The sequence below is a fragment of the Micromonospora sp. CPCC 205561 genome, assembly GCF_036906775.1.
GTDB lineage: Bacteria > Actinomycetota > Actinomycetes > Mycobacteriales > Micromonosporaceae > Micromonospora.
On sequence record NZ_JBAKHV010000105.1, the window covers coordinates 1 to 5,833 of the forward strand.

Consider the following 5,833-nt stretch of genomic DNA (forward strand, 5'->3'; position numbering starts at 1 on the left):
CTCCCACGAAACCTCCAGCAACAACCGCTGCTGCGGATCCATCGCCAACGCCTCGCGCGGCGAAATACCGAAGAAACCGGCATCAAACTCCGCCGCCTCGTAGAGGAAGGCGCCGCTGCGGACGTAGGAGGTGCCGGTGGAATAGGGGTCGGGGTCGTAGAGCCGCTCGACGTCCCACCCCCGATCGCCGGGTAGGTCGGACACGGCGTCGCGGCCGGCGTGCAGCATCTGCCAGAACCGCTCGGGGTCGTTGGCCCCGCCGGGGAAGCGGCAGGACATGGCGACGATGGCCACCGGCTCGTCGTCGCCGAGCGTCACCGGGGCGGTCTCCGCCGCGACGGCGGCCTCGCCGCCCAGTTCCTCGTGCAGGTGCCGGGCGAGCGCGGTCGGCGACGGGTAGTCGAAGACCAGGGTCACCGGCAGCCGCAGCGCCGTGGCGGTGGCGAGCCGGTTGCGCAGTTCGACCGCGGTCACCGAGTCGAACCCCAGGTCGCGGAACGCGTGGTGCGGGTCGACGGCCTGGCCGTCGGCGTACTTGAGGACCGTGGCCGCCTGGTCGCGGACCAGGTCGAGCAGCGCCTGCTGGCGCTCGGCGGCGCTCATCCGGGTGAACGCGCCGGCCGGCCCGGCCTCGTCGGTCTCCTTCGTCTCGGCCAGGCCCTTGGTGGCCTGCAACCGCTGCGCCTCGGGGATCTCCGAGATCAGCGGGCCGGGCCGGGTGGCGGTGAAGGCGACGAAGAACCGGTCCCAGGCGATGTTCGAGATGGTCAGGAACGTCTCGTCGTGCTCGACGGCCTGGTGCAGGGCCGCGACGGCGAGCCGAGGCGGCATCTCGGGCGCGCCGTGGCGGTGCAGCATCCGGCCGAACTCGCCGTCGGCCATGCCGCCGCCTCCCCAGGCGCCCCAACCGATCGAGGTTGCCGGCAGGCCGAGGGCACGCCGGTGCTCGGCGAGGGCGTTGAGGAACGCGTTGCCGGGGGCGTAGTTGCCCACGCCGGAGCTGCCGACGGTGCCGGCCATCGAGGAGAACAGGATGAACGCGTCGAGGTCCAGGTCCCGGGTCAGCTCGTGCAGGTTCAGCGCGGCGGTGACCTTCGCGCTGAGCGCGTAGTCGACCTGGTCCAGGGTCAGCGAGTTGATCACCGAGTCGTCGAGGACGGCGGCGGTGTGCACGACGGTGGTCAGCGGGTACTCGGGCGGCAGGTCGGCGAGGACGGCGGCGAGCGCCGACCGGTCGGCGGCGTCGCAGGCGGCGACGGTCACCCGGGCACCCAGTGCGACCAGCTCGGCCTCGAGGTCGCCGATGCCCTCGGCCTGTCGGCCACGTCGGCTGACCAGCACCAGGTGCGCGGCGCCGTTGGCGGCGAGCCAACGGGCCATGTGTCCGCCGAGCGCGCCGGTGCCCCCGGTGACCAGGGCGGTGCCGGAGGGTCGCCAGGTGCGCGGGGCGGGCGTGTCGCCGAGCGGGGCGTGCAGCAGTCGACGGCCGAACGCGCCGGCCCACCGCAGTGCGACCTGGTCCTCCCCGTCGGTGCCGGCGAGGACGCGGACCAGCCGGCGGCCGGACGCGTCGTCGAGCTCGTCGGGGAGGTCCACGAGGCCGCCCCAGCGGTCGGGGTGCTCGAGCGCGGCGACCCGACCGAATCCCCAGGTGAGCTGCTGGAGCGGGTGCGGCAGCGGGTCGGCCGGGCCGGTGGCGACGGCGCCCCGGGTGAGGCACCACAGCGGCGCGCGGACGCCGGCGTCACCGAGCGCCTGCACGAGGGTCACGGTGCTGGCGAAGCCGACCGGCACCGACGGGTGCGCCGGGGCGGGCGCCTCGTCGAGCGGCAGCAGCGACACGATCCCGGCAGGCGCGCCATTGGCGGCGAGGTCGCGCAGCCGGGCGCCGAGCGCCTCGCGGTCCGTGCGGTCGGCGTCAAGCGCCAGCGGTACGACGCTGCCGCCGTGCCGCCGCAACGCCTCGCGGCAGAAGGCGGCCTCGGCCGCGCCCGTGTCGTCGGGGCCGGTGAGCAGCCACCAGGTGCCGGTGACGGCCGGCTCGCCGGCGGCGTCGGGGGCGACCGGCGTCCAGCTGTCCCGGTACCGCCAGGAGTCCACGGTGGCCTGGTCGCGGTGCCGGCGGCGCCAGGCGGCGAGGACCGGCAGCACGTCGGCGAACGCCGTGTCCGGCACGGGGCCCGACTCGGGCGTGCCGGCGAGTTCGGCGGTGAGCGCCGCGAGGTCCTCCGCCTCGACGGCCGCCCAGAACCTTGCGTCGACCTCGTCGTCCGCCACGGGACCGGCGACGCCGGCGGCCGGGTCGGGCGTGGCGGACGGCTGCGGCCAGTAGAGCTGCCGCTGGAAGGGGTACGTGGGCAGCTCGCGGCGACGTCCGGCGAGGCCGGTGAACGCGGGCCGCCAGTCCACCGGCGTACCCCCGGTCCAGACCTCGGCCAGGGCGCGCAGGAAACGGCCGAGGCCACCCTCGCCACGCCGGAGGCTGCCGGTGACGGTGACCGCCTCCGGGTCGGCGGCGGCCAGCTCGACGCTCTCCTGCACGGCCATGGTCAGCACGGGGTGGGCGCTGACCTCGACGAAGGTCTGGTAGCCGGCGGCGACGAGGCTGCGCACCGCGTCGTCGAAGCGGACGGTCTGCCGCAGGTTGCGGTACCAGTAGTCGGCGTCGAGGGCGGTGGTGTCGAGCCAGTCGCCCTCGACGGTGGAGCGGAACCGGATCTCGCCGGTGCGGGGCCGCAGCCCGGCGAGCAGTTCCAGCAGCTGCTCGCGCAGCTGCTCGACGTGGGCGGAGTGGGAGGCGTAGTCGACCGGGACGCGGCGCACCCGCACCTCGCGGGACTCGTAGTGGGCGACCAGTTCGTCGAGGGCGGCGCTGTCGCCGGAGACCACGACGGAGGTGGGTCCGTTGACGGCGGCCAGGGCGATCCGGCCGGCCCAGCGGGTGATCGTCTCCGTGGCCTCGTCGGCGGTGGTGGCGACCGAGACCATGCCGCCGTCCCCGGCGATGCCGGCGATGATCCGGCTGCGCAGCGCGACCACGGCCGCCGCGTCGTCCAGGGTGAGGCCGCCGGCGACGTACGCGGCGGCGATCTCACCCTGCGAGTGACCGACGACGGCGGAGGGGCGAACCCCGTACGACTCCCAGAGCGCGGCGAGCGAGACGCTGACCGCGAACAGGGTGGGCTGCACGACGTCGACCCGTTCCAGCGACGGGGCGTCCGGCGCGCCACGCACCACGTCGGTCGGAGACCAGTCGACGTACGGGCGCAGGGCCTCCGCGCAGGCGGCGAACCTCTCCGCGAAGACCGGGGCGGTGTCGAGGAGTTCCGCGGCCATGCCGACCCACTGGGAGCCCTGGCCGGGGAAGACGAAGGCGACCTCGCCCGGCGTACCGGGGACGCGGGTGACGGTCTGCGGGGTGGGTCGGCCGGCGACGAGCGCGTCGAGGGCGGCGGCCAGTTCGTCCCGGTCGGCGGCGAAGACGACGGCCCGGTGGTCGTGGGACGCGCGGGTGGCGGCCAGCGACCAGCTGACGTCGGCGAGTCCGCTGTCGTCGACGGTGTCGAGGTGGTCGAGCAGGTCCCGGGTGCGGGCGGTGAGGGCGTCGACGGTGCGTCCGGAGAGCACCCAGGGCAGTTCCCCGGTCGGCCCGTCGACCGTCGCCACGGGCTCGGGTTCGGGTTCGTCGGCGGGCGCCTGTTCGAGGATGGTGTGCACGTTGGTGCCGCTGATGCCGAACGAGGAGACGGCGGCGCGGCGTACGCCGTCGGTCGGCTCCCACGGGCGGGCGGAGGTGAGCAGCTCGACGCTGCCGGCGCTCCAGTCGACGTGCGGGGTGGGCTCGTCCACGTGCAGGGTGGGCGGCAGCACCCCGTGCCGCATCGCGAGGACCATCTTCATCACCCCGGCGACGCCGGCCGCCGCCTGGGTGTGCCCGATGTTCGACTTGATCGAGCCGAGCCAGAGCGGACGGTCGGCGGGACGCTCCCGGCCATAGGTGGCCAACAGCGCCTGCGCCTCGATCGGATCACCGAGCGTGGTGCCCGTACCGTGCGCCTCCACCACGTCCACCTGCCCGGCGGTCAACCCCGCGTTGGCCAGTGCCTGCCGGATCACCCGCTGCTGGGCGGGGCCGTTGGGGGCGGTGAGTCCGTTGGAGGCGCCGTCCTGGTTGACGGCGCTGCCGCGTAGCACGGCGAGGACCGGGTTGCCGTCGCGGCGCGCGTCGGAGAGCCGCTGGAGCACCAGCAGGCCGACGCCCTCACCCCAGCCGGTGCCGTCGGCGGCCCCGGCGAACGGCTTGCACCGGCCGTCCGCGGCGAGGCCGCGCTGGCGGGAGAAGCCGACGAAGATGCCGGGGGTGGCCATGACGGTGGCGCCGCCGGCCAGGGCGAGGTCACACTCCCCCGCCTGGAGGGCCTGCGCGGCCAGGTGCATCGCGACCAGCGACGACGAGCAGGCCGTGTCGACGGTGACCGCCGGGCCGTGCAGCCCGAAGGTGTACGCCAGCCGGCCGGAGATGACGCTGGCGGAGGTGCCGGTGGCGAGGTAGTTCTCGTCGACGTCCCCGGCGGCCATCAGCAGCGAGCCGTAGTCCTGGCCGTTGGTGCCGACGTAGACGCCGGTGCGGCTGCCGCGCAGCGCGGTCGGGTCGATCCGGGCCCGCTCGAACGCCTCCCAGGTGGTCTCCAGCAGCAGCCGCTGCTGCGGGTCCATGGCGAGCGCCTCGCGGGGGCTGATGCCGAAGAACGCCGGGTCGAACTCGCCGGCTCCGGCGACGAAGCCGCCCTCCCGGACGTAGCTGGTGCCGAGGTGCTCGGGGTCGGGGTGGTACAGCTCGGCGAGGTTCCAGCCGCGCTCGCCGGGCATCAGGCTCATCGCGTCGGTGCCGGTGGCGACGAGGTCCCAGAGCTGCTCGGGCGAGGCTACGCCGCCGGGGAAGCGGCAGCTCATCGCGACGATGGCGATCGGCTCGCGGTCTCGGCCCGTACCGTCGGCGACCACCTCTCCGACGGTGTGCCCGGCGGTGAGGCCGTGCAGGTGGGCGGCGAGTTCGGCGACCGTGGGGTGGTCGAAGACCAGCGTGGCGGGCAGGGTCATGCCGGTCTCGGCGGTCAGCCGGTTGCGCAGCTCGACGGCGGTGAGCGAGTCGAAGCCGAGGTCGCGGAAGGTGCGGTCGGGCAGCGGCTGGCCGGCGGGGTAGCCGAGCACGACCGCGGCCTGGGTGCGCACGAGGTCGGCGAGCTGCGGCAGGGACCGGCCGACCACCACGGCGCGGACGGGGCCGGTGGGCACGGCGGGCACCCCGGGCAGGGCGGCGATCAGTGGCGTCGGCCGGCCCCAGGAGGCGGCGAGGCGCCCCCAGTCGACGTCGGCGACGGTGACCGCCGGCTCGGCGGTGTTGACCAGCCGGCCGAGGGCGGTGACCGCCTCGGCGACGGGGAGCGCGTTGACCCCGCCCCGGGCGAGCCGGGCGGTCAGCGCGGCGGCCATGCCGTCCTCGGCCCACGCGCCCCAGGCGATGGCGGTGCCCGGCAGGCCCTGGTCGCGTCGCCAGGCCGCGAAGGCGTCGAGGTAGGCGTTGGCCGCCGCGTAGTTGCCCTGCCCGGCGCTGCCGATGACCCCGGCGAGGGAGGAGAAGAGCACGAACGCGTCGAGGTCGCGGTCGGCGGTGGCCTCGTGCAGCACCCGGGCTGCGCGGACCTTGCCGTCGAGGACGGTCTGCATCCGGGTCAGGTCGAGCCCGTCGAGGACGCCGTCGTCGACCACGCCGGCGGTGTGCACGACGGCGGTCAGCCCCGGCAGCCCGGCGACGAGCGCGTCGACCGCCGCC

The 5,833-nt window shown here is 75.3% G+C and carries 1 protein-coding gene; it reads right to left on the bottom strand.

The window, feature by feature from the left end:
- Window positions 1-5,833: type I polyketide synthase (locus V6V16_RS27545; protein ID WP_334566829.1), on the bottom strand; the 5,833-nt coding region annotated here is incomplete at both ends.